This window comes from Metabacillus sp. KH_069, assembly GCF_057838075.1.
Genome location: NZ_CM174460.1, coordinates 2,750,873 through 2,776,800, shown reverse-complemented (window position 1 = coordinate 2,776,800; position 25,928 = coordinate 2,750,873). Strand labels below are relative to the sequence as shown.

General features: G+C 41.0%; 25 protein-coding genes. 24 read left to right on the top strand and 1 reads right to left on the bottom strand.

Annotated features, from left to right (window positions below; genetic code table 11):
* The first annotated feature begins 64 nt into the window (after window positions 1-64).
* The 10 genes from AC3ISE_RS13860 (at window position 65) to ypjB (ending at window position 11,825) form a co-directional block, all read left to right on the top strand.
* Window positions 65-3,766 carry an alpha-amylase family glycosyl hydrolase gene (locus AC3ISE_RS13860; RefSeq protein WP_489221445.1) on the top strand — a complete coding sequence of 1,234 codons (3,702 nt, stop codon included), beginning with the start codon at window positions 65-67 and terminating at the stop codon, window positions 3,764-3,766.
* Between the two features lie 110 nt (window positions 3,767-3,876).
* Window positions 3,877-5,307: a spore germination protein gene (locus AC3ISE_RS13855; RefSeq protein ID WP_489221444.1), complete on the top strand. Its 1,431-nt coding sequence runs from the start codon at window positions 3,877-3,879 to the stop codon at window positions 5,305-5,307.
* A gap of 14 nt (window positions 5,308-5,321) precedes the next feature.
* Window positions 5,322-6,413, top strand: a complete 1,092-nt coding sequence (locus AC3ISE_RS13850; RefSeq protein WP_489221443.1) for a GerAB/ArcD/ProY family transporter — start codon at window positions 5,322-5,324, stop codon at window positions 6,411-6,413.
* The gene (locus AC3ISE_RS13845; protein WP_489221442.1) at window positions 6,410-7,522 is read left to right on the top strand and encodes a Ger(x)C family spore germination protein; all 1,113 of its coding nucleotides are present in this window, start codon (window positions 6,410-6,412) and stop codon (window positions 7,520-7,522) included. The genes AC3ISE_RS13850 and AC3ISE_RS13845 overlap by 4 nt, the downstream gene beginning before the upstream one ends.
* Window positions 7,523-7,622: 100 nt before the next feature.
* Window positions 7,623-8,078: a YpiF family protein gene (locus tag AC3ISE_RS13840; RefSeq protein WP_489221441.1), complete on the top strand. Its 456-nt coding sequence runs from the start codon at window positions 7,623-7,625 to the stop codon at window positions 8,076-8,078.
* A gap of 141 nt (window positions 8,079-8,219) precedes the next feature.
* Window positions 8,220-8,729 carry a QcrA and Rieske domain-containing protein gene (locus AC3ISE_RS13835; protein WP_430008558.1) on the top strand — a complete coding sequence of 170 codons (510 nt, stop codon included), beginning with the start codon at window positions 8,220-8,222 and terminating at the stop codon, window positions 8,727-8,729.
* Between the two features lie 3 nt (window positions 8,730-8,732).
* Window positions 8,733-9,407, top strand: coding sequence for a menaquinol-cytochrome c reductase cytochrome b subunit (gene qcrB, locus AC3ISE_RS13830; RefSeq protein WP_029280290.1), 675 nt, complete (start codon window positions 8,733-8,735; stop codon window positions 9,405-9,407).
* Between the two features lie 73 nt (window positions 9,408-9,480).
* On the top strand, window positions 9,481-10,248 hold the full coding sequence (locus AC3ISE_RS13825; RefSeq protein WP_133310368.1) for a menaquinol-cytochrome c reductase cytochrome b/c subunit: 768 nt from the start codon (window positions 9,481-9,483) through the stop codon (window positions 10,246-10,248).
* Between the two features lie 80 nt (window positions 10,249-10,328).
* The gene (gene lhaT, locus AC3ISE_RS13820; RefSeq protein WP_133310369.1) at window positions 10,329-10,922 is read left to right on the top strand and encodes a lipoprotein heptaprenylglyceryl N-acetyltransferase LhaT; all 594 of its coding nucleotides are present in this window, start codon (window positions 10,329-10,331) and stop codon (window positions 10,920-10,922) included.
* Window positions 10,923-11,015: 93 nt separating this feature from the next.
* On the top strand, window positions 11,016-11,825 hold the full coding sequence (ypjB, locus tag AC3ISE_RS13815) for a sporulation protein YpjB (RefSeq protein WP_489221440.1): 810 nt from the start codon (window positions 11,016-11,018) through the stop codon (window positions 11,823-11,825).
* A gap of 47 nt (window positions 11,826-11,872) precedes the next feature.
* Here the strand turns inward: ypjB and AC3ISE_RS13810 are convergent, their stop codons facing one another.
* Window positions 11,873-12,745, bottom strand: a complete 873-nt coding sequence (locus tag AC3ISE_RS13810) for a YitT family protein (protein WP_070878117.1) — start codon at window positions 12,743-12,745, stop codon at window positions 11,873-11,875.
* A gap of 152 nt (window positions 12,746-12,897) precedes the next feature.
* Between AC3ISE_RS13810 and AC3ISE_RS13805 the strand changes: the two genes are divergently transcribed.
* The 14 genes from AC3ISE_RS13805 to AC3ISE_RS13740 all read left to right on the top strand — a co-directional run bounded on the left by AC3ISE_RS13805 (window position 12,898) and on the right by AC3ISE_RS13740 (window position 25,893).
* Window positions 12,898-13,227: a nucleotide pyrophosphohydrolase gene (locus AC3ISE_RS13805; RefSeq protein WP_070878115.1), complete on the top strand. Its 330-nt coding sequence runs from the start codon at window positions 12,898-12,900 to the stop codon at window positions 13,225-13,227.
* Between the two features lie 12 nt (window positions 13,228-13,239).
* Window positions 13,240-14,037, top strand: a complete 798-nt coding sequence (dapB, locus tag AC3ISE_RS13800; protein WP_489221439.1) for a 4-hydroxy-tetrahydrodipicolinate reductase — start codon at window positions 13,240-13,242, stop codon at window positions 14,035-14,037.
* Between the two features lie 13 nt (window positions 14,038-14,050).
* The gene (gene mgsA / locus AC3ISE_RS13795) at window positions 14,051-14,479 is read left to right on the top strand and encodes a methylglyoxal synthase (protein WP_489221438.1); all 429 of its coding nucleotides are present in this window, start codon (window positions 14,051-14,053) and stop codon (window positions 14,477-14,479) included.
* Complete coding sequence (bshB1, locus tag AC3ISE_RS13790; protein ID WP_489221437.1) at window positions 14,442-15,179, top strand: bacillithiol biosynthesis deacetylase BshB1; 738 nt, start codon at window positions 14,442-14,444, stop codon at window positions 15,177-15,179. Before mgsA ends, bshB1 begins: the two co-directional genes overlap by 38 nt.
* A complete protein-coding gene (gene bshA / locus AC3ISE_RS13785; protein ID WP_489221436.1) occupies window positions 15,176-16,324 on the top strand; it encodes an N-acetyl-alpha-D-glucosaminyl L-malate synthase BshA in 1,149 nt (382 codons plus the stop codon). Before bshB1 ends, bshA begins: the two co-directional genes overlap by 4 nt.
* A complete protein-coding gene (locus tag AC3ISE_RS13780; protein ID WP_489221435.1) occupies window positions 16,317-17,516 on the top strand; it encodes a CCA tRNA nucleotidyltransferase in 1,200 nt (399 codons plus the stop codon). The genes bshA and AC3ISE_RS13780 overlap by 8 nt, the downstream gene beginning before the upstream one ends.
* On the top strand, window positions 17,501-18,484 hold the full coding sequence (locus tag AC3ISE_RS13775; protein ID WP_489221434.1) for a biotin--[acetyl-CoA-carboxylase] ligase: 984 nt from the start codon (window positions 17,501-17,503) through the stop codon (window positions 18,482-18,484). The genes AC3ISE_RS13780 and AC3ISE_RS13775 overlap by 16 nt, the downstream gene beginning before the upstream one ends.
* A gap of 271 nt (window positions 18,485-18,755) precedes the next feature.
* Window positions 18,756-19,598, top strand: coding sequence for a 3-methyl-2-oxobutanoate hydroxymethyltransferase (panB, locus tag AC3ISE_RS13770; protein WP_489221433.1), 843 nt, complete (start codon window positions 18,756-18,758; stop codon window positions 19,596-19,598).
* Window positions 19,595-20,443 (top strand): pantoate--beta-alanine ligase, encoded by an 849-nt coding sequence (panC, locus tag AC3ISE_RS13765; protein WP_489221432.1) that lies wholly within the window; start codon window positions 19,595-19,597, stop codon window positions 20,441-20,443. Before panB ends, panC begins: the two co-directional genes overlap by 4 nt.
* Before the next feature lie 45 nt (window positions 20,444-20,488).
* Window positions 20,489-20,872: an aspartate 1-decarboxylase gene (gene panD, locus AC3ISE_RS13760; RefSeq protein WP_489221431.1), complete on the top strand. Its 384-nt coding sequence runs from the start codon at window positions 20,489-20,491 to the stop codon at window positions 20,870-20,872.
* 94 nt (window positions 20,873-20,966) lie between these two features.
* Window positions 20,967-23,783, top strand: a complete 2,817-nt coding sequence (gene dinG, locus AC3ISE_RS13755; protein ID WP_489221430.1) for an ATP-dependent DNA helicase DinG — start codon at window positions 20,967-20,969, stop codon at window positions 23,781-23,783.
* A gap of 233 nt (window positions 23,784-24,016) precedes the next feature.
* Window positions 24,017-24,187: a YpmA family protein gene (locus tag AC3ISE_RS13750; RefSeq protein ID WP_070878095.1), complete on the top strand. Its 171-nt coding sequence runs from the start codon at window positions 24,017-24,019 to the stop codon at window positions 24,185-24,187.
* An 11-nt stretch (window positions 24,188-24,198) separates the two neighbouring features.
* The gene (locus tag AC3ISE_RS13745; protein ID WP_489221429.1) at window positions 24,199-24,690 is read left to right on the top strand and encodes a cell wall elongation regulator TseB-like domain-containing protein; all 492 of its coding nucleotides are present in this window, start codon (window positions 24,199-24,201) and stop codon (window positions 24,688-24,690) included.
* Between the two features lie 12 nt (window positions 24,691-24,702).
* On the top strand, window positions 24,703-25,893 hold the full coding sequence (locus AC3ISE_RS13740) for a pyridoxal phosphate-dependent aminotransferase (protein WP_489221428.1): 1,191 nt from the start codon (window positions 24,703-24,705) through the stop codon (window positions 25,891-25,893).
* Window positions 25,894-25,928 lie beyond the last annotated feature (35 nt).

Here is a 25,928-nt window from a genome sequence, read left to right as displayed (position 1 = left end):
AGCATCTCTTTTTAACAATAAAATTTTGCAAACGATTTCGCTTAGAGCTGAAGGGGGAAATGGGATGAGGAGAAAGAGAAGCAAGTGGATATCCATTTTGTTAATTATACTGCTTATGGCAAGCGGGGTAATGAGTTCATGGCAGGTGTTTGCTGCTGAACAGAATGTGATAACAGTTGATGGGAACGGTGAGGATTGGGCAGGAATTGAACCTTTGGCCACATCTGAAAATCCAGGATATGAAGGTTTTCATCTCGGAGATGTACATCTGAAGAATGACAGCCAGTTCCTCTATTATTGGGTCCAATCTAAAAATGTCCCAAACTGGGGCGAAAATGGCATGTACCTGAATCTCGCATTAAATGTTAATAACGAAGATTCAAAAGTGGAAGGAAATCCATGGGGCGCACCGTTCCATTTTGGCGGTACAGACGCAAAACCGCAGTTCCATATTGTTTCCAGAGTAAAGAATGATCAAGAAATAGCCGGTGCTGCATTGTACAATGCAAAAGACTTTAATCATCCAAAACTCTCAACATGGGAAAATATAAAAGGTGCACAGTTTGCAGCTGACCGTACGAAGGGATTTGAAGGAAGAATCCCATTAAGCGAACTGGGACTTGAAAATGATGATCGTTTGAAAGCGATTGCCGTATTAAGCGGAAATACTGCTTCTGAACATGGCGCATTTGATGTGAGTCCTGAAGCTCAAGGAAACAATACTGCGGTATCCTGGAATGAAAAAGATCAGCCAAATGAGCAATCTGTCTATAGCAAAGAGTATACGCTTAATGGAATCAGCGATGCAGAACAGCTTGAACTTACTTCAGCAGCTCCTGCTGATGGAGATGGAGACGTTCAAACAACTTCTCCTATTATCCTGACGTTCAATGAGACTATTATACTCGGGCAGACAGACGGCATTTCCTTGAAAGAAAATGGAGGACAGGCTGTAACGGCAGCGATTTCGGCGGATGCAAATCAGCTAAAAATCGTTCCTGAGACTCTGCAGAAAGCTCAAGACTATACACTGACTGTTCCAAAACAAGCCATCACCGGAGAAAAATCAGGAACAGGATTAAAACAGGATCTCTCCCTTTCATTTAAAACGAGTGAAATGAAAAGCCCGGTTAAAAGGTATGTTCAGTTTACCTATTCCAGAGAAGATGCCGATTATGACGGATGGAATATATGGACATGGCAGACCGGACTTGAAGATGGTGAAAAACGGTTTACGGAAGAGACTGATCAAGGTGCCGTCTCAACGTTCGAAATTGGAGCAGAGGCATCAAACATTGGATTTGTCATTAGAAAAGGCCAGGACTGGGCTGTAAAAGATCCGTATGATCAAGACCGATATATTGAAACAGACCCAGATCAGCCGCTGACAAAAGTGTTTGTCGAAAGCGGAAAGGCTGAATTTCACACAGTTCCAGCGATAAAAGGTCCTGTCATATCTGAAGGGAAAGCTACATTTTTCTACCGGGATCAGGAGCTTTTCGAAAACAATGCGATGTCAGATATTGAGCATGTGAAAATAAAAATTGACGGCAAGCAATTTGACATGAAATATGATGAGAAAAATGAATATTTCACCTATACATTTGATATCCCTGAAGAGGGCAAGTATGAATATACCTATCTAGTCACAAAGGGCGGAACAACGAATGAAGTAACAGATCCATATTATGAGCAATCTTATATAGACTTCGTGATTCCAAAAGTAAAGATGAAGGCAACTGTATTTCCAAAAGAAATCACATCTAATCAGAATGCCGTCTTGAGTTTAGATATAAAATCTGATCAGGAAAGCATTCAGTTTTCAGATATGTATGCCGATGCATCGTCTCTTGGAGGCCCGGAAGTATTGCAAATCGATCCTGCTCTGAAAGAGGTGAGTTTGTCAGTTAAGGATTCAGTGCCGGCCGGTGTTAAAGAAATTCCTGTTACAGCTGTTGATGAATTTGGAAATAAACATACCGCGAAAGCAGCAGTTTCAGTGGAACCGCGAGTTTCCGGAAAAGAAGGGGATTTTGACTGGGATGAGGCACGAATTTACTTTATGCTGACTGATCGCTTTTATGACGGAGATAAAGGGAATAATGACCCGAATCATGAAGGATATGATGTAAACCATCCTGAAACGTATCACGGCGGCGATTTTAAAGGGATAACGGAGAAGCTTGACTATCTTGATGATCTTGGCATCAATACAATCTGGATTACACCGATTCTCGATAATATTGATTGGGATCTGCGTCATAATAAAAGCGGCAATCAATACGGGTACCACGGATATTGGGCAAAGGATTTTTCAAAGCTTGATGAACATCTTGGCGAGATGGACGATTTAAATGAATTGCTTGATAAAGCACATGAAAGAAATATGAAAGTCATGGTTGATGTGGTCCTGAATCATACCGGCTATGGATTGAAAGAAACGGATAAAAATGAACAAAACATTCCCAATTTCCCTGGGGATGAAGATCGGGAACGCTTTAAAGGGATGCTCCGCAGCGGAGGAACGGATGTTATAAAAGGGGAGCTTGCAGGATTGCCGGACCTGATTACCGAAGATCCGGCTGTAAGAAAGCAAATCATTGACTGGCAGACAGCGTGGGCATCACACAAAACTAAAAAAGGAAATGCTATTGACTACTTCAGGGTAGACACTGTAAAACATGTGGAAGATACAACATGGAAAGCATTTAAAAATGAGCTGACCAAAGTGAATCCTGATTTTAAAATGATTGGTGAATATTATGGCGGGGGCATCGATAATACAGGCGGTTACTTAAACAGCGGACAGATGGATTCTCTGCTTGATTTCAATTTTAAATACGACGCAAGAGATTTTATTAATGGAGAGATTGAAGCTGTTGAAGCAAGACTTGAAGATAGAAACGGCAAGCTCTCGAACACTGCCGCAATGGGACAGTTTCTGAGCAGCCATGACGAAGACGGTTTCTTATTGGCGCACGCAGGCGGAGATAAAAGCAAGCAGAAAATTGCCGCTGCTCTGCAAATAACAGCAAAAGGGCAGCCGGTTATTTATTACGGTGAAGAGCTTGGGCAAACTGGAAAGCACGCAGGCGACATGGATAAAGGCGAGTTTAATGAAAATAGGTATAATCTTGACTGGGATCATACGGAAAATAATGATCTCCTTGCCCATTACCAGAAGCTGTTAAACATCCGTAAAGACTATTCAAGTGTCTTTTCTAAAGGAGAACGGACAAAAGTAGCAGGCAGCAATGAAGATGGATACCTTGTTTTCAATAGAGACTACAAGGATCAATCTCTGGTTATCGGAATCAACACGACAGAAGATGAACAGCAGATTACAATTGATGTGCCATTTGAAAAGTCTGATAAGATTATAGATTTATACAGCGGTAAAAAATACAAGGTTTCCAGTGAAAAGCAAGTAACAGTTGACTTAGTGGAACGGGAACTTGGAGGTACATTCATTTTAGCACTTGAAAATGAGGTGACTGAGCCTCCGGCAGACGGTGAAAATCCTCCTGGTCCGAGTGATGCTGATGAAGATAAACCTGATAAAGGCGGAGGAACAGTTCCGGGTCCAAATGAACCTAATAAGAAAGATGATTCAGTCAGCAAATCGTCAGGTGAAACAGATTCGAAGAATGATAACAGCAACAAACTTCCCTTGACTGCTACAAATACCTTTACTTACATGGTGATTGGAGCTGTCTTGCTGATAATTGGAACAATTTTATTTCGGCAAAAACATCAGAAAACGTAAAAATGGAGTCCCTTCTACTAAATGAAGGGGCTTTTTGTATTTAGTTTCATTCGTATAAGAATAGAAGAAGGAGAAATAATAAAAAAACGATAAAGCTTGAGGAGAACAAGATGAGTAATAATACCCTGCTCAGAAGTCAATTAACAGAGAATATGGAAAGTTTAGTCCCGATTATTTCAGAGAGTACAGATTTGGAGAAAAAAGAGATCTATATCCAAGAGCATCAAAAAATGTGTGTCATGCTCTATCTGTCTGGTATGACAGACAGCAATAAACAACATGAAATGATCAATTCATTTTCATCCATTGATTTTATGACGGATTTTAATCACTCTTTTTCCCAGCTCTTTTTTTCAAAAGTTAATCCTCTAAAAAAACAGGAAATCCATACGATTGAAGATGTCTTGAAAAATATTTTTTCCGGCCAGACCGTTCTTTTAGTTGATGGAATTTCCACTGCTTTTGTCATTGATACTGAAAAAGAGAAGATGAGAAGCTTTACAGAACCTACAACAGAACGGATCGTAAGGGGGCCGAAGCTTGGTTTCATAGAAAGCCTGGATGAAAATCTAGGGCTTATCCGTCAGCTGGCAAATGATCAGTCTATTATCGCAAAAAAAATCGAAATTAAGGAAGATAGCAGTATTAAACGTATTGTTTACCTGTTTAACAAAGAAAAAGCCAATGAAGAGCTGATAAATGAAGTGAAAAAACGCCTTGAGAATGTGCAAACAACAAATGTGGAGGATTCAGGCATACTCGAGGAGCTGATTGAGGATTCACCTTATTCTCCATTTCCGCAGATTCAAAACACAGAACGCCCAGACAGAGTTGTTGCTGCCCTGAAACAGGGAAGGGTAGTGATATTTATAGATGGTTCGCCTTTTGCTTTAATTGCACCAACGACAATCGATATGCTATTTCAATCACCTGATGATTATTATGAAAGATGGGCAGCAGGATCTTTTCTGCGGCTGCTAAGATATATTTCAGTGGCTATTACTTTGTTTCTTTCCGCTATTTACATATCCCTGGTTTCATTTAATCCTGGACTGCTTCCTACTGAGCTTGCAATCACTATAGCGGGAACCCGGGAAAATGTGCCGTTTCCGCCATTTGTTGAAGCAATGATTATGGAGATTACAATTGAATTGCTGCGGGAAGCAGGAATTCGTCTTCCTTCTCCTATCGGACAGACAATTGGCCTTGTCGGAGGGGTTATCATTGGTCAAGCTGCAGTTGAAGCCAACATTGTAAGCTCACTTATGGTCATCATTGTTTCAATCACAACCATCACATCTTTTACTGTACCTCAATATGGTTTTGGCTTAGCTTTTAGATTATTGCGCTTTGGAGCTATGACAGCTGCTGCGGTGCTTGGGATTTATGGAACGACTTTGTTTTTTATTTTAATATTTATACATCTATCTAGACTTTCAAGCTTTAACACTCCTTATTTCACGCCGGAAACGATTTTTAACCCGAGCATGGCAAGGGATATCTTGATCAGACTGCCATTCAGGCGGAAGAAGGTTACTTAGCAGGAGGCTCAAAAATGAAGCAAATGGATAATCTCTCGGTCTTTCAAGTAGCGATGCTTGTAAGCAACGCCATGCTCGGAGTCGGACTGCTCACTCTGCCAAGAACGATTACAGCAGAAATTGATTCGCCGGATGGATGGATCGTGTTAATAATAGACGGAATCATAGCTATCTTGTTTGCTTTTCTCGTCCTGTATTTCTTTAAAAAACATCAGGTGAAGGATATTTTTCAATATACAAGAGAAGGGTTTGGATTATGGATTTCAAAAGCAGTCCAGTTATTTATCATTCTGTACTTCATGGGTGTAGCAAGCTTTGAGGCTGTTGCAATGAGTGAAATGGTCCGTTTTTTCCTGCTGGCGACAACTCCGGTACAAGTCGTTATTTTATCCTTAATGTGTTTAAGCGCGTATTTGGTTTTAGGGATGCTGCAGAGTATAACAAAGGTTTTCAGTGTCTTTCTTCCTCTGGCAATTGTTGAACTGTTTCTTATCTATTTCTTCAGTATTAAAAGTATTAATATTGAAAATATTAAACCCCTATTGGGAGATGGGTTCTCTCCCATATTCAAAGGGTTAAACTCAGTGATTCTTTCCTTTATCGGAGTGGAAATTTTCCTTGTCATTTCAGCCTTTTCAAAAAACAGACAAAACTTGAAGAAGGGTTTGATGATCGGTTTTGCCATTCCATTAATCTTATATATTACAACGTATGTTCTAGTTGTTTCAGGTTTATCTGAACAAGAAGTGAAAGCTGTGACATGGCCGACTATTTCATTTGTACAGTCCTTTGAAGTAAGGGGCATATTTATTGAACGGTTCGAATCGTTTCTGCTGACAACGTGGATTCTGCAGTTTTTCACGACTACTTCCATGTATTATTATCTAGCTGCGTACGGAATGACTCAAGTGTTTAAAACAACTTTTAAAACGAACGTGCTTATCCTGCTTCCGCTCCTGTTTTTGTTAGCCTGCGTACCCAACAATACACTTGAAATTATTCAAATGAGCACAATAGTCGGAAAAATGTTTCAAATTGTCTTTTTCGTCATTCCAATCGCAACGTTTTTAACAGTCGCTTTGAAAAGGAAGCTAATAAAACTATGAAAAAAATTCTCCTTATTTTTATTACACTGATGCTCTCAGGATGCTGGGACAGCCAAAACATTGAAGATCTTTCGCTTGTAGTAGGTACAGGTATAGATAAGATTGATCCTGTTGAAGGGGTGCAAATCGTTCAGCAAATCATTTTGCCGAAAAGCGGATCGATTGGACAGGGTCAGGGAGCCGGCTATAAAAATATTACAACAGGAGGGGGAACTGTGCATGAAGCGATTCGAAATGTCTCATTAGAAACGAAGCCAATATCAAGCGAACATCAGCGGATATTTTTAATTAATCAAGAAGTTATTAAAGAAACGCCCTTGGATACAGTCATTAATCAGTTTATAAGGGATGATAAAACAAGAAGAAGCTTATACATATTTCTTACGGAAGAACCTGCATCGGAGCTTTTATCAGTTAAAACAGATAAAGAAATCCCATCTAATATTATCTATGAACTCACAGAAAATCGAAAAAAAACGAATAAAATTTTGCCTCCGCTCAAGCTTGGTGAAGCCTCTGCCCGCTTGCAGTCTGAAGGAAGCTTTGCCATTCAGATTGTAGGATTAGAAAAGGGCAATTTAAAATTAAAGGGTGCCGGTGTAATCAACAATGGAAAACTGGTAGGTGAAAACTTAACTGGTGATGAAGTATCAGCTCTCTCTTGGCTTAATGGGTCAGTAGAAGGAGGCACAGTTGAAGCTGTTCATCATGATAAGCCATTTGGCTTTGAAGTGATTAAATTGAGAAGCAAAAAAATAAAGACGAAGATTAAGAATGGACGTCTTTTCATCGATATCTTTATCAGAGTAGAAGGCAGATTAGCGGAGGATTGGTATGAAAAGGAGAATTCTTTTGATAAAGGGTATCAAAAAGGAATTGAAGAAATCGTGGAAGAGACAATTGAAAAGGAGGTAAATGACTTAATCTATACACTGCAGAACGACTATAAGACAGGTGTGGCCGGGCTCTTTCATTATGTTAAAAATCAGCATCCTGCCTATTGGAGAAAGTATGGAAAACAGTGGGATGAAAAATTCAGCGAAGCAGAAATCACTTATAAAGTAAGAATTGATAAAACGGATTTTGGGACAAAAGGTTCTTCGCAATGAGCCTGGAAAGCCAATATCTCCCTCATTTTCAAAAGCTTATTAACAAACACATATAATACCTTTATAATTATTACATAATAAGCAGAGGGAGCTGTAAGACATGAAATGGACATCAGAAGACACAAACATGTTTCTTCAATCAAAGGAATATGTAGATACTGCCATTATCCCGCTTGTTCAAATCGGATTTGGAGATAATCTGAAATCTTTGGCGGCAGAGGGAGAGTATACAACGCTGATCACAGAAGATCTGGAACGCCAGCTTAAAGGAAGAATCTTTATGCTTCCAGCCTACACGTACATAACCGGACAAATGCATGACAGAGAAAAAACAATTTTACAATGGTATCATGAATTAAAGGACAATTTCAAACATATTTTTTTCGTGACGAGTGATGAATTATGGAGAAATGAAGGCGGAACGCACAAGGACAGCTTGATCTATCTTCCTCCAATTCCTATGGAACATATGGACGAGTCCCTGAAAAGGAAAATGATTGAGGATCAAGTAAGTCAAATTTTGAACATTTTCTTACAATCTTGGAGGGTTTCATAAAAACCCTTACATTTTTAAAGTTCCAAAAAAGGATAATATTGACCTTACTGGAAGATTGATATATCATGAGATTGTCCTAGTTTTATATGGTTTTATCGTATGTCCTGACGGACTTCAGCTTAAGATAGAGGGGGGAAAATGATGAGCGAGAAAAAACATCGGGTTTCAAGACGGCAATTTCTCAACTATACACTGACTGGTGTAGGCGGTTTCATGGCTGCGGGTATGCTGATGCCAATGGTTCGCTTTGCGCTCGACCCTGTACTTGGAAAGGTCGAAGAGCAAGACCTTGTACAGGTAGTGAGTGTCGATGAAATTACGAACGAACCAACGCGTTTTAATTTTAAAATTAAACAAGTTGATGCTTGGCACAAGTCTGAAGAACCTAGATCGGCTTGGGTATTTAAAACGGAAAAAGGGGATATTGTTGCACTTTCTCCTGTCTGTAAGCATTTAGGATGTACAGTTAACTGGAATAGTGATCCATCTAATCCAAACAAATTTTTCTGTCCATGCCATTATGGCTTATATGACAAAGACGGCACGAATGTTCCTGGAACACCGCCGCTTGCTCCGCTAGATGTATTCAAGAGTGAAGTGAAAGATGGATTTTTGTATCTTGGTTCGGCTAAACCGCGAAAGGAGGCGTAATCAATGTTAAACAAGATTTATGATTGGGTTGATGAACGTTTAGATATTACGCCGATGTGGCGGGATATAGCTGACCATGAAGTGCCAGAGCATGTAAATCCGGCGCACCATTTTTCAGCATTCGTATACTGCTTTGGCGGTCTGACGTTCTTTGTAACCGTTATTCAAGTTTTATCAGGCATGTTTTTGACGATGTACTATGTTCCCGATATCAAAAATGCATGGGAATCTGTTTATTATCTGCAAAATGAAGTCGCTTTCGGACAAATTGTCCGCGGCATGCATCACTGGGGAGCGAGTCTCGTCATCGTTATGATGTTCTTACATACATTGCGGGTATTTTTCCAGGGTGCCTACAAAAAACCTCGTGAACTTAACTGGGTAGTTGGCGTTTTAATTTTCTTCGTTATGTTAGGGTTAGGCTTCACAGGTTATTTATTGCCTTGGGATATGAAAGCGCTATTTGCCACAAAAGTTGGTCTTCAAATAGCTGAAGCAACACCGCTTATCGGCACTCAAGTAAAAACATTGCTTGCAGGCCATCCGGAGATCGTCGGTGCACAGACATTGACGCGTTTCTTTGCCATCCATGTGTTCTTCCTGCCGGCAGCTCTTTTTGGATTAATGGGAGCTCACTTCATCATGATTCGCAAGCAGGGTATATCTGGACCTCTATAAAATAATCGATGAGATAAAATCCGCAAGTGCATTCTAGTTCATTTGCGTAACTGCCAAAGAAGGAGGGGAAATCATGCATCGCGGAAAAGGGATGAAATTTGTTGGAGATTCACGTGTTCCAGCTGAAAGAAAACCGAATATTCCAAAAGATTATTCTGAATTCCCAGGTAAAACAGAAGCATTCTGGCCAAACTTTTTATTAAAAGAATGGCTTGTTGGCGCCGTTTTCCTGATCGGGTATTTATGTTTAACTGTGGCGCATCCATCGCCGCTTGAACGTGTTGCAGATCCGACTGACACTGGATACATTCCATTGCCGGACTGGTATTTCTTATTCTTATATCAATTGCTGAAATACACGTATGCCGCAGGTCCTTATACTGTTATCGGGGCATTTATTATGCCAGGACTTGCATTCGGAGCGCTGCTTTTGGCGCCGTTTATTGACCGCGGCCCTGAACGCAAGCCTTCGAAACGTCCTGTAGCTGTAGGTATGATGCTGCTTGGTGTTGCAGCGACTATTTTCTTAACTTGGGAATCCGTTGCCACCCATGACTGGGAAGCAGCTGCAGAACAAGGGAAAATTAAAGCTGAAGCTGAAATTGATAAAGAATCTGAAGGCTACAAAATTTTCACTGAACAAACGTGCGTTTCCTGTCATGGCGATAACTTAGCAGGAGGAGCTGCCGGTCCATCTTTGGTGGATACAGGTTTAAGTCCTGAAGAAGTTGCGAAAATCGCTAAAGAAGGTCAGGGTGGAATGCCGGCTGGCATCTTTAAAGGCACGGATGAAGAATTGAAAGTGCTTTCTGAATTTGTTTCAAGTGTAACAGCAAAATAAGTGAAAAGCTGACCAAAAGTCAGCTTTTTTTCTACGTTTAAGGATTATTCATATTTGAGAATGAAAGTAGTTGAACAAAGATGAAGTGGTTTCAATACCTTCTTGTTAAACAGCCTTTTTTGTTTATGATGTTCACCGTTAACTTGTTTGGAACAATCTATGGGTATTACTGGTACCGGTACCAGCTATACGAGACACCGGCAATTTTTCTGCCGTTTGTCCCTGACAGCCCAACAGCAAGCTTATTTTTCACGATCGTTATGCTTGGTTTTTTATTTAAGAAAAATCTCCCCCTGATTGAAGCACTTGCCATCATTACTCTTTTTAAGTACGGGATTTGGGCAGTTGTGATGAACCTGCTAGTGCTTAATGAGACAGGTGTTCTGGATCCGGTCGGCTATATGCTCATTCTTTCTCACCTCGGCATGGCTGTACAGGGACTTCTGTATGCCCCTTATTACAGATTCAAAGCGTGGCATTTAGCTGCTGCTGCTGTATGGACTCTGCATAATGAGATCATAGACTATGTGTTTGGCATGATGCCAAAATACAGTGTTTTGATGAATTATTTGCCTGAAATCGGATATTTCACATTTTGGCTGAGCCTTTTCTCCATTTATCTCGCATACTATTTTGTCGTCAGAAAGAATTCCCTGAAACTAAATCTTCTTTAACTGCAGACCGCCTTTTGATGTTTGTGTAAAAAGGTGGTCTAACCTTGTCCACTTTTTCATACTTTTTTAGTAGAAGCTGTAGGAGGGACAAGGATGAAAAAAAGAATGATCGTGATGGCGGTTTTCGTGGTTATGATAGTCGCACTGCCGTATTGGGCTTTAGCTGATCATCAGGCTGAACACACGGATAAATGGGACGATTTAAATAAACTCACTGATACAGCACTTCAGCTGTCAAAGCAAAATCGTTTTGAAGAATCACGTCAGCTTATTGATTATTTTCAAAGAGAGTTTGAGAAGTCTGTAAAAGGTGACAGCGGCATTTCAGCAAGAGATATTCGCACGATATCAGCATCACAGCTAACAGCAGCTAAAATGCTGCAGGAAAATGGCATCACTCCTGATCAGAAGGTAAGGGCGCTTATTCAGCTGAGACTTGTGGTGGATGCGGCAGCATCGGAACACCAGCCGCTATGGAGCTCAATGGAAGAGCCGGTCATGTCTGCTTTCTCTCAAGTGAAAGGGGATGTTGAAAGCGGAGATCATCAGTCTTTTCAGCAGAACTGGGCTGAATTCGTCTCGCTTTATGAAACCGTTTATCCCAGCATGATGATGGATCTCGACTCAGAACAGCTTAAAAGAATGGACGCACATAGATCCGTAGTAGAAGATGCTATTTTTACTCAAATACCAGTAGAGTCTCAAGTGAATCAGCTTGCATTGATGGAGGAGGAATTGCAGGATTTGTTTAATCGGGTAAAAGAAGACGAAGCCGATCCTTCATTATGGTGGGTCATGATATCAACCGGCAGCATCATTTTTATGTCGCTTACTTATACGGGATGGCGGAAGTACAGAGGCGAAAAAGAGAAAATGAATCGTGAACGCGATATGAACAAATAAAAAGCCTCCAGCTGGGAGGCTTTTTCGCTTGAACTTATTTTTTATGATTATCGGTGAATGGGATTCTTATCCGCATCTAATGTAAATCCTTCGCCAAGCACATCGTGCACATCGCTTACTGCAACAAATGCATGTGGATCAACTGAGGTTATGACCATTTTAAGCCTGACAATTTCGTTTTTGCCGACTACACAATACAAAACGTTCCTATCCATCTTTGTGAAAGATCCCTGACCTTTTAATATGGTTACACCGCGGTCCATCTCCTGCATGATTCTGTCAGCTATTTCCCCGTTTCGCTCTGATATAATGGTCGCTCCTTTGGCTGCATAGGCACCTTCCTGCATAAAGTCGATGACTTTCGCCGCAATAAATACTGCAACTAATGTATACATCGCTTCTTTATAGGATAAATAAGTGACAAGAGAGAGAGCAATGACGACAAAATCGAACATGAACATCGTTTTGCCCATGCTGACGCCTTTATATTTATGTACAAGCCGGGCAATGATGTCTACTCCTCCGGTGGTACCCCCGTATCTGAAGATGATTCCTAGTCCAACACCAATAAATACCCCTGCAAATAAAGCTGCAAGAGTCAGATCGTCTTTGAGCGGCATATAAATCTGGAAACGCTGAAACAGCCATAGGAAAACCGATAATGCGACTGTTCCGATAATGGTATAAAGAAAGGTTGTCCTGCCAAGCAGCTTCCAGCCGATGAAAAAAATCGGAATGTTCAGCACGAGATTTGAAATGGATGGATCAATATCGAAAATAAAATATAAAAGCAGGGTAATTCCGGTAAAACCGCCTTCAGCCAAATTGTTCTGCATGTTAAAATGAACTAAACCAAATGCAAATATAGCTGAACCGAGTAAAATAAAGAAAATATTTCGTATTTTCAGTTGATTGAACATGCTGTACATCATCCTCTGCTCTAAGTCTTAGCGATAATATTATAGATGATGGAAACAAAAGGTGCAATCGGAGGCTTAAAGACGACCTAAAAATTTGTCAAAAAGGCGCAGACCCGCTAACATGGAAAGGAATGAAGATGAGGTGAAGAATCATGAACAATAAAACGATGAAAGATCTCCAAAAAGAAGTTGACGACTATATTGGGCAATTTAAAGAAGGCTACTTCAGTCCGCTTGCTATGATGGCGAGGTTAACAGAAGAAATGGGCGAACTCGCCCGTGAGATAAATCATACATACGGTGAAAAACCAAAAAAGCAGACAGAACAGGAAAAAAAAATAGAGGAAGAAGCGGGCGATATATTATTTGTCTTAATATGCCTTGCGAATTCTTTAAATATTGATCTTGAAGAAGCGCATAACCTTGTGATGAAGAAGTTTAATACTAGAGACAAAGACCGCTGGACCAAAATTGATTCTTAAGGAGAAACAGACATGGAAACAATCAAAATTGTTATTGCAGGACCTAGGGGAAGAATGGGAAGAGAAGCCGTTAAACTTGTGGAAGAAACGGAACACTTCTCACTTGTGGGTGTCATTGATCATAAATTTGATGGACAAAAGCTCAGTGAAGCAGATGATTTTAAAAGCAATGCCATTATCTACACAGATATTGAGAAATGCTTTTCTGAAACGAAGCCGGACGTTTTAATTGATCTGACAACACCTGAAATCGGGAAAATACATACGAAGAAAGCACTTGAATATGGAGTAAGACCTGTTGTGGGGACGACTGGATTTTCTGATGCCGATTTAAAGGAACTTGAAGAGCTGACAGAAGACAGAGGGATTGGCGCCATTATCGCACCGAACTTTGCCATAGGAGCTATTTTAATGATGAAATTTTCACAAATGGCTGCAAAATACTTCAGTGATGTAGAAATCCTTGAAATGCATCATGATCAAAAGCTTGATGCACCTTCTGGCACAGGACTTAAAACAGCTGAAATGATTTCCGCAGTGAGAGAGGCAAAAGAACAGGGCCATCCTGACGAAAAAGAAACATTAGCGGGAGCAAGGGGAGCAAATTATCAGGGAATTCATGTTCACAGCATCCGCCTTCCAGGGCTTGTCGCTCATCAGGAAGTCTTGTTCGGAGGGGACGGACAGACATTATCCATCCGTCATGATTCGTTTAATCGGGCATCTTTCATGTCAGGCGTAAAATTATGCGTGGAGCAAATTATGAAACTGGATGTATTGGTTTACGGGCTTGAAAATTTAATCGACTAAAGGGGAATGTCTGATGAATATTGCACTCATAGCTCACGATAAGAAGAAAAATGATTTAATTCAATTTACGCTTGCTTACAAAGGGATTCTTGAGAAGCACAAGCTATATGCAACAGGAACGACCGGTTTTAAAGTTACTGAAGCTACAGGACTTAGTATTCACCGTTTTCAATCTGGACCTCTTGGCGGCGATCAGGAAATTGGAGCGTGCATCGCAAACAATGCAATGGATATGGTCATCTTTTTCAGAGATCCGCTTACAGCGCAGCCGCATGAGCCTGATGTTACAGCCCTTATCCGGTTATGTGATGTTTATGCCGTTCCGCTTGCGACAAACATGGGTACTGCTGAAATCCTAATACACGGACTTGAACGCGGTGATTTGAAATGGAGATCAATTGTAAATGACAAAGAAATCGATGACGACTATGGAAAAGAATAAGCTTGATATCCTTGCCTTTGGAGCTCATCCTGATGATGCTGAAATCGGAATGGGAGGAACTCTTGCAAAATATGCAGAGCATGGCTTCAAAATTGGCATTTGCGATTTAACAGAAGCAGAGCTGTCATCCAACGGTACTGTAGAACTCAGGCAGGAAGAAGCAGAACGTGCATCCAGTATACTCGGCATACATAAACGTATTTTTCTCAATCTGCCAGACAGAGGACTATACCTGAAAGAGCAATATATTGAAAAGATTGTATCAGTCATCCGGGAATACAAGCCGCAGCTTGTGTTTGTTCCCTGGTATGAAGACCGTCATCCCGATCACGGAAATTGCGCGAAACTGGTGGAAGAAGCGAGTTTTTCAGCCGGTGTGAAAAAAGTAAGCGAACCCGGCGCCCTTCCCCCTCATCGTGTAAACCGTCTATATTATTACATGATCAATGGGTACCATAAGCCGGATTTTGTGGTCGATATAACAGATACAATGGATAAAAAACTCTCTAGTTTAAGAGCGTATGAAAGTCAGTTTATAAAAAGTGATTCTTCGTTAATCACGCCATTAATTAATGGATACATAGAAAGCGTAGAGAGCCGTGAGCGCTTATTCGGCAAAGAGGCAGGCGTTAAGTATGCGGAGGGATTTTTAACAAAATCCCCGATTCTGCTCGACAAAGATTTAATAGGGGACAGATGATGAAGAAATTAAAAATAGGCATAACCTGCTATCCTACAGTCGGCGGTTCAGGTGTAGTAGCGACGGAGCTTGGGAAAAAGCTTGCTGAAAATGGACATGAGATTCATTTTGTCACAACAAGCAGGCCCTTCCGGTTAAACAAGATGTATCACAATATTTTTTTCCATGAAGTAGAGGTCAATCAGTATTCGGTCTTTAAACATCCGCCATATGATCTTGCCCTTGCAAGTAAAATGGCCGAAGTAGCAAAGCGTGAAGAACTTGACCTGTTTCATGTCCACTACGCTGTGCCTCACGCGATTTGCGCGCATTTGGCCAAACAAATGACAGGCGATCATCTTAAAATTGTCACCACTCTGCACGGAACAGATATAACGGTTTTGGGACATGATTTATCTCTTTCAAATATGATCAAGTTTGGCATAGAAGCTTCTGATTCTGTTACAGCTGTTTCAAAAGCTCTTGCTGATCAAACCTATGATCTGCTGAACCCGGATAAAGAAATTCAGACGGTTTATAATTTTATTGATGAACGCATTTATCAAAAACAGGATGCAGCTCATTTGAAAAGCGAATACGGAATTTCAGAAGACGAAAAGGTCATCATCCATGTTTCGAATTTCCGGCAAGTGAAGCGGGTTCAGGATGTTGTCCGTGTTTTTGCGCGTGTTTTAGAAAAAGTCAAATCAAAGCTTTTGCTAGTAGGCGACGGTCCAGAAATGACATCCGTGTGTAAATTGGTCAAAGAATTTGGAATTAAAGAAAACGTTCTATTTCTTGGGAAGCAAAATCACTTGGAAGAGTTATATTCGATCAGTGATTTGAAACTGCTATTATCTGAGAAGGAAAGCTTCGGTCTGGTTCTTCTTGAGGCAATGGCCTGCGGTGTGCCGTGTGTCGCTACAAACATCGGAGGCATTCCTGAAGTAATTAAAGATGGAATATCAGGTTTCTTATGTGATGTAGGGGATATTAAAGCAATTGCCGAAAAAACAAGCTGCATATTAATGGACAAACAGCTCTATGAACGAATGTCAGCAGAGTCTGTGAGAATTGCTCAGGAAGAATTTCATTCTAGCCTCATCGTGAAGCAGTACGAGGATCTTTACTACGGATTGCTGAATTCTGGTGAGCGTGATGAATAAAGAATTTCAAGACGCGCTTCCGGTGATCCGAAGGTTAAAAGAACATGGTTTTGAAGCCTATTTTGTAGGCGGTTCTGTAAGGGATCAGCTGCTTAAAAAGGATATTAAAGATGTAGATATCGCATCTTCTGCAGCGCCGGAACAAGTGAAAGGTCTTTTTGAAAAGACAATTGATATTGGATCTCTGCACGGGACAATGATTGTGATTGTTGGCGGCATCCATTATGAAATTACGACCTTCAGAACGGAGTCTGCATATGAAGACAATCGCAGACCAAGCGGGGTAACATTTGTTTCTTCCCTGAAGGAAGATTTGAAAAGACGGGATTTTACTGTAAATGCGATGGCTATGGATGATGAAGGAAGAATCATTGATTATTTTCAAGGGAAAGAACATGCTGAAGCAAAGCTGATTACGACTGTCGGCAGTCCGCATGAGCGCTTTTCTGAAGATGCACTGAGAATGATGAGAGCCGTCCGGTTTGTAAGCCAGCTAGGCTTCTCTTTAAGCAGAGATACGTATGAGGCAATCTGTGAGAAAACACATCTGCTTGAAAAAATATCTGTCGAGCGAAAGACGGCAGAGTTTGAAAAAATCATGGCTGGAGACGGAAGCGGGCAAGCTTTAAAGCTCGTTGCAGAAACAGGCATTATTGATTACCTTCCTGGTTTAAAAGGGAAAAAACAGCAGATGCTGAAGGCATGTGACCTGCCAATTAACAGCTTGTCTTCAACCGAAAAACGCTGGACAGCATTGCTGGATGTTTTGGAAATAAGCAGCATAGAAGCATTTTTAAGAAGCTGGAAGCTTTCAAATCGTCAAATTGAGATGATCGCTAAAAATAGTTTATTTTTGCAAAAACGCAAGAAGAGTGAATGGACAAGGCTGTCCGTTTACGAGGCAGGCTTGCATTGCACCCTTGAAGTAGAAGCTGTTTATTGCCTAATAAAAGGGAAAGCGCTATCCTGCGAGAGAACGGCAGCGCTAACAGCACTTTACCAGAGTCTGCCGATTCACTCTAAAAATGAACTCGCGATTGGCGGAGCTGACCTGATGAAGATCAGCAGTCAAAAGCCAGGCCCGTGGATGGGCGAATTACTTAAAAAGATTGAGCTCGCCGTTGTGAACGATGAAGTCGAAAACAGCAAGGAAGCTATTAAGGAGATGTTAGCATCGTGCAATCTGATTTAAGAACACGATTGTTGCAGGCTTTTTCAGAATCTGAAGGGGAATTTCTATCAGGACAGAAACTAAGTGAAACTCTTGGCTGTTCAAGAACTGCAGTCTGGAAGCATATTGAAGATTTAAGAAGCGAAGGGTATGAGCTTGAAGCCGTGAGAAAGCGCGGCTACAGAATCACTCATAAACCTGATAAAATCAGCGGCAATGAAATACAGCTTGGACTGAAGACAGAATTTATGGGCCGTCATATTCATTTTGAAGAGGTTGTTTCATCCACACAAAAAATTGCCCACTCATTAGCGGGGGATGGAGCGGAGGAGGGAACAATTGTCGTAGCGGATCAGCAGACAGGCGGAAGAGGCAGACTTGCCCGGGCGTGGTACTCTCCAAAGCAGACAGGCATTTGGATGAGCATGATTCTCAGACCGAAGATTCCGATTAACAAAACACCGCAGCTAACCCTGCTGACTGCTGTCGCTCTTATCCAGGCGATTGAAGAAGTGACAGGACTTACACCAGAAATCAAGTGGCCGAATGATATTATGATAAACGGCAAAAAGATTGTCGGCATTTTGACGGAACTTCAGGCAGAAGCAGACAGAGTCCATTCTGTCATCATCGGAGTCGGAATGAATGTCAATCACACTCTTGATCAATTCCCTGAGGAGCTGCAGGCAATAGCAACTTCCATTGCTGAAGAAACGGGAGAACCGGCTGACAGGGCACAGGTCATTCAGGCCATTATGAAAAATTTCGAAAAGCTCTATACCAGCTATTTGATTCATGGGTTTAAACCTGTAAAGCTGCTGTGGGAAAGCTATGCCATCAGCCTGAATAAAAACCTTATTGCAAGAACCCTTCAAGGCACCATTCGCGGGCGTGCCATCGGAATTGATGATGAAGGTGTGCTCCTTCTTGAAACAGCCGAAGGCAAAATTGAAAAAATTTATTCAGCAGATATCGAAATTCAGTCTTAATTGTTAACTATGACCTTCAACAATAAATTGGTATCCCCTTTTATTTTCTGTTATAATTCTAGGCGGGTAGTATCCTTAATTGGAACTGCACCTGCACTTAGTTTTATCACATATTTGAATAAAAGTTCTGCCTTGATCCGGAATGCGGACTGGGACAGAGGGATGAAAAGCCGGCTGGATACGATGAGTATAATCCTTCTTCCTATTTGAAGAAGGTTTTTTCATGTCACTCGGTTATGAAATTCCTCTGCAATTAATGGGAGGGGAAAAAATGAAAACAAGATTGGATTTTATGAAAATGAAGCAGCAGCATGAACCGATTGTGATGCTTACCGCATACGATTTTCCTTCAGCTAAGCTTGCAGAAGAGTCTGGCGTGGATATGATTTTAGTCGGTGATTCCCTTGGCATGGTTGTACTCGGCTATGATTCTACGGTGCCGGTTACAGTCAGTGATATGATTCATCACACAAAGGCTGTCAAAAGAGGAGCGCCTTCTACTTTCATTGTGACAGACATGCCGTTTATGTCCTATCACTTTTCAAAAGAGCAATCTTTAAAAAATGCAGCTGAAATCATGCAGCAAAGCGGGGCGCATGCTGTAAAGGTTGAGGGTGCGGATGATGTGCTCCCAATTATTGAAGCGCTTACAGCGGCGGGAGTGCCGGTTGTTGCCCATTTAGGGCTGACTCCTCAGTCAGTCGGTGTACTTGGCGGTTATAAAGTACAGGCAAAAGATGCTGAAAGTGCAAAAAAATTAATGCATGACGCAAAACAGTGCGAGGAAGCGGGAGCAATCGCTTTAGTGCTTGAATGTGTGCCAAGACAGCTCGCTTCAGAAATTTCAAATAGATTAACCATTCCTGTCATTGGAATCGGTGCAGGATCCGAAACAGATGGACAAGTGCTTGTTTATCATGACGTTCTCGGATACGGTGTAAATCGTGTGCCTAAATTTGTAAAGCAGTACACGAATATTGGCGGACAAATTAAAACTTCTTTGAATGAATACGTGCAAGAAGTAAAGAGCAGACAATTTCCTGAACAAAAACATACCTTTACGATGAAAGATGAGGAACTTCAGTCTCTATATGGAGGAACTCAAGCCAAATGAAAATCATTACAGCAATAAAAGAACTGCAGCAGAGTATGAAAGAGCATAAAAACTCACAGCAGACGATTGGGTTTGTTCCGACAATGGGCTTTCTTCATGAAGGACATCTGAAATTAATGCATGAGGCAAGAAGCCAGAATGATATCCTGATCATCAGCATATTCGTCAATCCTCTGCAATTTGGAGAGAATGAAGATTTTGATTCCTATCCGAGAAACATGGAGAGGGACACACGTTTTGCCGAAGAGGCGGGTGCAGATTATATCTTTGCTCCATCAGTGAATGAAATGTACAAAAACGAGCCTTCCGTTACAGTCAGAGTGGAGAAGCGGACCGATGTTTTATGCGGGAAATCAAGAGCCGGCCACTTTGATGGTGTAGCAACAGTGTTAACTAAGTTTTTTAATCTGATCGGTCCTGACCGCGCATATTTCGGCATGAAGGATGCTCAGCAGGTGGCGGTTGTCAGCGGACTTATTTCAGACTTTCATTTCCCTGTCCAGCTCGTTCCCGTTCAGACAGTAAGGGAAGAAGACGGACTTGCAAAAAGCTCCCGCAACGTTTATTTATCAGAAGATGAAAGGGAGCAGGCCCCGCATCTTTATAAAGCCCTGCAGGCAGGAAAAGAAAGGATGATGAAAGGGGAAAAATCCCCGGCGGCCATAATTGAATCAGTGTCATCCTATCTGTCGGCTCATACAGATGGCGTAATTGATTATGCGGAGATCTATTCCTATCCTGAACTTGAGACCTTGGCGGAATTGAAGGGGAACGTGATTCTCGCAGTTGCTGTCAAGTTTACAAAAGCAAGGCTGATTGATAATATAACAATCGAATTAAATTGAAAAAGAATGAAATTTATATAGATAACAGCAGTGGAGGAGATCATAATGTATCGTACAATGATGAAGGGGAAAATTCATCGTGCAAGAGTGACGGAAGCAAACTTGAATTATGTCGGCAGCATCACAATTGATGAAGATATTCTGGATGCCGTTGATATGCTTCCTAATGAAAAAGTGCAAATCGTCAACAACAACAATGGTGCCCGGTTTGAAACTTACATCATTCCTGGTCCGCGCGGGTCTGGCGTTGTGTGCCTGAACGGCGCAGCAGCAAGACTTGTACAGGAAGATGACGTTGTTATTATCATTTCGTATGCAATGGTGGCAGAAGAAAAGGTCCGTGATCATGAACCTAAAGTGGCTATCATGAATGAAAAAAATCAGATTGTCGAACTTCTCGGCCAGGAGCCTGCGGCAACCATTCTATAATTTTTTTTAAAAATCCCCCGATTGTTTGGGGGATTTTGCTTTATAAGTGGTAAAATAACGTTATTGGTTTTTCGATTAATTGAGGTGTATCAAAATGAAACAAAGATTTGTTGTAATAGATGTTGAAACAACTGGAAATTCTCCAAAAAAAGGGGATAGGATCATTCAGCTTGCAGCCGTGGTGATTGAAAACGGCAGGGTGGCAGAGCGTTTTTCAAGCTTTGTCAATCCGCTGAAGCCTATACCGCTTTTTATTGAGCAATTAACCGGTATTTCAAATGAGATGGTAAAGGATGCAGCTCCTTTTGAAGTTATCGCTGAAAAGGTTTCGTCTCTTTTAAGTGATGCTTATTTCGTGGCGCATAACGTTCATTTTGATCTTTCCTTCATACAAGAAGAACTCGAACGCAGCGGAATGCAGAGATTTACCGGTCCTGTACTTGACACAGTCGAGCTCTCAAGAATTGTATTCCCTGGAGCGGACAGCTATAAATTGTCAGAGCTGTGCGAAGAGCTGAACATCAAGCATGACAATCCCCATCGTGCCGACAGCGACGCTGAAGTGACAGGGGAATTGTTTATTCATATATTCAAAAAAGCAGCATGTCTGCCTCCAGCCACTCTTCAAGCCCTGAAGCGTTTATCACGCTCATTTATAAGTGATGTTGAAGATGTTCTGGAGGATATCATTTCTGAGAGACTGCTTGATCTTAAAGAACCTGAACACATAGAAGTCTTTCGTTCCATTGCAATAAGAAAACAATCCAAAGATATTCATGATGATCAGAACAGCCGGATATCAGAGAATTTTGAGACCTTTTCAACTCGGCTGATGAGCAGCGATGGACCAATTGCGGGGCAATTTGAGCAATATGAAAAACGTACAGAACAAGTGAAAATGATGAATGAAATACACGAGTCCTTTGGGTCGCATCAGCATGCTTTAATAGAAGCTGGTACAGGAACAGGCAAAACACTTGCTTATTTAATCCCTGTCATTTTCTATGCAATGTCTGAGAAAAAAAGTGTATTAGTCAGTACATATACAACCGCTCTGCAGCAGCAGGTCATGGCAAAAGAATTTCCGATGCTCCGAAAAGCGGTCAACCAGCCGTTTCTTATGGCGGTTCTTAAAGGGAAATCTCATTATTTATGCTTGCGTAAATTTGAAAAATATTTGAATGAAGATGATTATAATTACGATAATATTTTAACGAAAGCACAGCTCCTAATATGGCTGACCGAAACAGAGACTGGGGATTTTGATGAACTTAATTTGCCATCGGGCGGGAAATTGCTCTGGCAAAGGCTTCATTATGATGAAAAATCATCAAACTCTGTCAAAAACCCCTGGCTGTCGCGCTGCTTTTATAAAAGAGCATATGAAAACGCCAAACAAGCGGATGTTGTTATAACAAATCACTCTCTTTTGCTATCAAGTATTTCGTCCTCAAGTGATTTTCTTGATGATATTGAAGAAGTGATTATTGATGAAGCACATCATTTTGAGCGTATCGCCTGCGAACATTTAGGCACAAGAATGCACTATTTAACCTTGCAGGCATTAACCAATCAGCTTGGAAACCTTTATACAGACGGTTTGCTTAGAAGAACACAGCATCTTTTTTCGATAAATGGATTAAATGATGCCTTTATTGAAATGGATGTCATAATCAAACAGCTCGTTGAAGATAATGGAGTGCTGTTCAGCACCCTGCACAGCTATGTCCTTCAAAATGAAAAAGATGTGCAAACAAACAGGATCACTCATCGTTTTAAACATAATCAAAAAAAGAGCAGAAAATGGCTGGCTATTTTAGAGGTTGCAGCCAGAGTGAAATTTCAGCTTCACGATTTGATGACGATCATGAATAAACAAAAAGAAGATTTTCACAAGATAAAAAATGAAGAAGAATCCTTTATTCTATATGAATATTTTGCCGTTCTTGATAAATTTGCCGCTGCATACCAGGATTTGGACAAACTTTTTTTCAAGGAAAAAAAAGATGCTGTCAAATGGATTGAAATTGAATCCCGCGGAGCGAAAAACGCTGTCAGCGTCTATTCACAGCCCGTTTCTGTATCAGAGCAATTGGCAGATGGGTTTTTCGCAGAGATGAAAAGCGTGATCCTTACATCAGCTACCTTGACTGTCGATCATTCTTTCGATTATATGATCAGAGAACTTGGTCTGACAGATTATTATCCAAAAACGCTGATGATCAAATCGCCATTTGTCTATAAAGAACAGGCGAAGTTAATGATCCCTTCAGATTTTCCAGCCGTGCAGCATGTGACGCTTGATGAATATACGGCAGCTATTGCTAAAAATGTTTCAGCGATTGCCAAGGCCACAAAAGGCAAACTGCTGGTATTGTTTACTGCCTACGATATGCTGAAAAAAACACATCAGCTGTTAAAGGCTGATTCAGGACTGGAAGATTTTATGATTATGGGTCAAGGAGGCGGCAGCATTTCAAAGCTGACGAAAAATTTCCGGCAATTTGATCAGGCTATTCTCCTCGGAACGAGCACTTTTTGGGAAGGGATGGATTTTCCGGGTGATGAACTGACAACGCTGATAATCGTTAGACTTCCGTTTTCTCCTCCGGATGATCCGGTCGTTGCAGCTAAATGCGAACAAATCACAAAGCAGGGGAAGAATGCCTTTTATCATTATTCACTGCCTGAAGCGATCCTTAAGTTCAAACAGGGCTTCGGCAGACTAGTAAGGACAGAAAGGGATAAAGGACTTCTCTTTGTGTTTGACAAACGGATTATAGAAGCAAAGTACGGCAGGCACTTTATTGCATCCCTGCCGCCGATCGATGTCCATGTGGAGCGGATGGAGAAGCTTCATGATGAAATTCTCCGCTGGAATCATAAGGAACCCGCCACCGACACGGAATAGCATTATCAGGCCGATAAAATTGTATATTATGCAATATGAATCACATAAAAAAAAGCCTGTGTGAGCAGCACAGGCAATGGTGTGGGTAGGAGAAAATTTATTTTCACTTATTGATAATGATACTGTTATAATGGGTACATAAAACAACATCTTGTTGTCTGTATTTGTTATTGTTGCCCTTAGCGGCTGACATATAAGTTACAATTTTTGTTTTTGCATAGGAGGAATAGGTCATGGAAAGTAAAATCGAAATTTTATCAACCGTAACCGTAGAACATTCAGATGACCTCTATAAAATTGTCGATGGCTTAAATCGGACATTGAAGAGAGAAAATCTGATGTTTGGTCTGGCGCTTGATCAGGATGATAAAAATAAAGCCGTATTTACGATTTACAGAACGTAGGGATTTAAAACATGGGGAAAAAAATAGTAATCACAGCAAGTGCTGCCGCCGTTTTTCTGCTTGTATCACTGGGAGTTTTTTTAAACGTTTATCATTCAGCGATGGCTCAAAAAAACGATGGTCATGAAGAAGCGATTGACCGTGCATTAAAAGAAACAGACCTGAAAAATGCCGAAAGTGTTGAAACGTTTAATGGTCTTAAACAGTTTTACGTGATAACAGGCTTGAATAAGTCCAATAAAGCTGTTTACGTATGGGTTCCTGAGAACAAGAAGGAAAAGCCTGTGCTGAAGCTTGCCTCAGATGGCATAACTGAAAAAAAAGCGCTGGAAATTGTAGAAGCAGAACAGAATCCTGTAAAAGTAATAAGCGTCAAGCTTGGAATGGAAAAGAATGTACCGCTTTGGGAAGTAAAATATATTGACGATCAAAATCGTTATACATATGATTTAATCAATTTCAGCAATGGTGAACTTAGAAAGCATATTGCCATTAAAAAATAGGGGGACACATCCATGAAATTAGCCGATAGAGTATCTGCATTAACACCTTCATCCACTTTAGCGATCACAGCAAAAGCAAAAGAGCTGAAAGCCGCCGGACATGATGTGATTGGACTTGGAGCAGGAGAACCTGATTTTAATACACCTCAGCATATTATTGATGCTGCTGTTCAATCAATGAATGCGGGTCAGACAAAATATACGCCTGCAGGCGGACTTGCAGAGCTGAAAAAAGAAATCATCGGCAAGTTTCAGAAGGATCAAAATCTTTCGTACAAACCTGGTGAAATTATCGTCTGCACAGGTGCTAAGCACGCTCTCTACACACTTTTTCAAGTTCTTCTTAATAAAGGAGACGAAGTGATCATTCCTTCTCCATATTGGGTAAGCTATCCTGAGCAAGTGAAGCTTGCAGATGGAGTGCCAGTATATGTGAACGCCTTGGAAGAAAATCAGTTTAAAATGACTCCTGATCAGCTAAAAGCTGCGATCACTGATAAAACGAAGGCTGTCATCATCAACTCTCCTAGCAATCCAACCGGAATGCTTTATACAAAAGAAGAGCTTGAAGAGCTGGGAAGCATCTGTATCCAGCATAATCTGCTGATTGTTTCAGATGAAATTTATGAAAAATTGATATATGGCGAACATTCTCATGTATCTATTGCCGAGATATCTGAGGAATTAAAGCAGCAGACAATCATCATTAACGGTGTTTCAAAATCTCATTCAATGACGGGATGGAGAATTGGATATGCTGCCGGAAATGAGCAAATCATTAAAGCAATGACAAATCTTGCAAGCCACAGCACATCTAATCCGACATCCATTGCCCAATATGCATCTATCGCAGCATATGCAGGTTCACAGGAACCGGTGGAAGAGATGAGAACAGCATTTGAAGAACGCCTGAACATTATTTATGACAAGCTTGTTTCAATTCCTGGAATTACGTGCTTAAAGCCTCAGGGAGCTTTTTATCTCTTCCCTAATGCAAAGCAGGCGGCAGAAAATACTGGGTTTGCAAATGTAGATGAATTTGTAGAAGCATTGCTTGAAAAAGAAAAAGTGGCAATTGTCCCAGGCTCTGGCTTTGGAGCTCCTGACAACGTAAGACTTTCCTATGCAACTTCTCTTGATACACTTGAAGAAGCTTTAGTCAGAATTGACCGATTTGTAAAAGAAAACAGTGTTCATTCATAAAAGATGAGCCGTCATTTGACGGCTCACATTTATGT

What these genes read in the sequence shown, in the direction of transcription:
- AC3ISE_RS13860 (WP_489221445.1), top strand. Translation starts at nt 65, where the DNA reads ATGAGGAGAAAGAGAAGCAAGTGGATATCCATTTTGTTAATTATACTG.
- AC3ISE_RS13855 (WP_489221444.1), top strand. Translation starts at nt 3,877, where the DNA reads ATGAGTAATAATACCCTGCTCAGAAGTCAATTAACAGAGAATATGGAA.
- AC3ISE_RS13850 (WP_489221443.1), top strand. Translation starts at nt 5,322, where the DNA reads ATGAAGCAAATGGATAATCTCTCGGTCTTTCAAGTAGCGATGCTTGTA.
- AC3ISE_RS13845 (WP_489221442.1), top strand. Translation starts at nt 6,410, where the DNA reads ATGAAAAAAATTCTCCTTATTTTTATTACACTGATGCTCTCAGGATGC.
- AC3ISE_RS13840 (WP_489221441.1), top strand. Translation starts at nt 7,623, where the DNA reads ATGAAATGGACATCAGAAGACACAAACATGTTTCTTCAATCAAAGGAA.
- AC3ISE_RS13835 (WP_430008558.1), top strand. Translation starts at nt 8,220, where the DNA reads ATGAGCGAGAAAAAACATCGGGTTTCAAGACGGCAATTTCTCAACTAT.
- qcrB (WP_029280290.1), top strand. Translation starts at nt 8,733, where the DNA reads ATGTTAAACAAGATTTATGATTGGGTTGATGAACGTTTAGATATTACG.
- AC3ISE_RS13825 (WP_133310368.1), top strand. Translation starts at nt 9,481, where the DNA reads ATGCATCGCGGAAAAGGGATGAAATTTGTTGGAGATTCACGTGTTCCA.
- lhaT (WP_133310369.1), top strand. Translation starts at nt 10,329, where the DNA reads ATGAAGTGGTTTCAATACCTTCTTGTTAAACAGCCTTTTTTGTTTATG.
- ypjB (WP_489221440.1), top strand. Translation starts at nt 11,016, where the DNA reads ATGAAAAAAAGAATGATCGTGATGGCGGTTTTCGTGGTTATGATAGTC.
- AC3ISE_RS13810 (WP_070878117.1), bottom strand. Translation starts at nt 12,745, where the DNA reads ATGTTCAATCAACTGAAAATACGAAATATTTTCTTTATTTTACTCGGT.
- AC3ISE_RS13805 (WP_070878115.1), top strand. Translation starts at nt 12,898, where the DNA reads ATGAACAATAAAACGATGAAAGATCTCCAAAAAGAAGTTGACGACTAT.
- dapB (WP_489221439.1), top strand. Translation starts at nt 13,240, where the DNA reads ATGGAAACAATCAAAATTGTTATTGCAGGACCTAGGGGAAGAATGGGA.
- mgsA (WP_489221438.1), top strand. Translation starts at nt 14,051, where the DNA reads ATGAATATTGCACTCATAGCTCACGATAAGAAGAAAAATGATTTAATT.
- bshB1 (WP_489221437.1), top strand. Translation starts at nt 14,442, where the DNA reads ATGACAAAGAAATCGATGACGACTATGGAAAAGAATAAGCTTGATATC.
- bshA (WP_489221436.1), top strand. Translation starts at nt 15,176, where the DNA reads ATGATGAAGAAATTAAAAATAGGCATAACCTGCTATCCTACAGTCGGC.
- AC3ISE_RS13780 (WP_489221435.1), top strand. Translation starts at nt 16,317, where the DNA reads ATGAATAAAGAATTTCAAGACGCGCTTCCGGTGATCCGAAGGTTAAAA.
- panB (WP_489221433.1), top strand. Translation starts at nt 18,756, where the DNA reads ATGAAAACAAGATTGGATTTTATGAAAATGAAGCAGCAGCATGAACCG.
- panC (WP_489221432.1), top strand. Translation starts at nt 19,595, where the DNA reads ATGAAAATCATTACAGCAATAAAAGAACTGCAGCAGAGTATGAAAGAG.
- panD (WP_489221431.1), top strand. Translation starts at nt 20,489, where the DNA reads ATGTATCGTACAATGATGAAGGGGAAAATTCATCGTGCAAGAGTGACG.
- dinG (WP_489221430.1), top strand. Translation starts at nt 20,967, where the DNA reads ATGAAACAAAGATTTGTTGTAATAGATGTTGAAACAACTGGAAATTCT.
- AC3ISE_RS13750 (WP_070878095.1), top strand. Translation starts at nt 24,017, where the DNA reads ATGGAAAGTAAAATCGAAATTTTATCAACCGTAACCGTAGAACATTCA.
- AC3ISE_RS13745 (WP_489221429.1), top strand. Translation starts at nt 24,199, where the DNA reads ATGGGGAAAAAAATAGTAATCACAGCAAGTGCTGCCGCCGTTTTTCTG.
- AC3ISE_RS13740 (WP_489221428.1), top strand. Translation starts at nt 24,703, where the DNA reads ATGAAATTAGCCGATAGAGTATCTGCATTAACACCTTCATCCACTTTA.